Annotated in this window: 1 protein-coding gene; it reads left to right on the top strand. The window is 71.1% G+C overall.

From position 1 onward, the window contains the following. Nucleotides 1-830 (top strand): ATP-binding SpoIIE family protein phosphatase (locus BEK98_RS47665; protein ID WP_167444475.1); only part of this gene is annotated, 830 nt, incomplete at both ends.

Here is an 830-nt window from a genome sequence, read left to right as displayed (position 1 = left end):
CCGGCTGCGTACCGCCGTACATACGCTCGCCAGCCTCGACCTGGAACCGGACGAGGTCGTGTCCCGCCTGGACGACCTGGTCAACCTGCTGGCGGTCGAACAGGAAGCAGTCGGTGAACGGCCCGTGGGCGAGCAGGTCGTCGGCGCCACCTGCTTGTACGCCGTGTACGACCCGGTCTCCGGGCGCTGCTCCGTGGCCCGCGCCGGTCACCCGCCGCCGGTGGTGACCGCTCCGGACGGACAGGTGGCTCCGCTCGACCTGCCGGCCGGCCCACCGCTCGGCCTGGGCGGCCTGCCGTTCGAGGCCCGGGAGATCGAACTGGCCGAGGGAAGCCTGCTGTGCCTCTACACCAACGGAGTCATCGGCGAACGCCACATCGATGCCGACACCGCCCTGACCAAGCTGTGCGCAGCGCTCACCCGCCCCGCGGACGCCCTGGAACGGACGTGCCAAGCAGTGGTCGACTCACTCGTGCCCTCGCGCCCCAGCGACGACGTGGCTCTGCTGATCGCCCGCACCCGCATGCTGCCACCGGACGATGTCGCTTCCTGGCGTCTGCCGCTGGAGCCTGCCAGCGCGGCCCGGGCTCGGGCATTGACCACGGCCAAGCTGGCCGAATGGGGTCTGGAGCACCTGGCGTTCACCACCGAGTTGATCGCCAGCGAACTGGTCACCAACGTCTACCGGTACGCCAGCGGCCCTGCGACCCTGCGGCTGATCCGTGAACGGTCGCTGGTGTGCGAGGTCAGCGACACCAGCCACACCTCACCCCACCTGCGCCGCGCCCGTACGACCGACGAGGGCGGGCGCGGCGCAGGTGGGGTGAGGT

The sequence above is a fragment of the Streptomyces diastatochromogenes genome (assembly GCF_002242805.1).
In the GTDB taxonomy this organism is placed as follows: domain Bacteria; phylum Actinomycetota; class Actinomycetes; order Streptomycetales; family Streptomycetaceae; genus Streptomyces; species Streptomyces diastatochromogenes.
The sequence above is the reverse complement of the archived record's forward strand: the minus strand, read 5'-3'. Positions and strand labels throughout refer to the sequence as shown.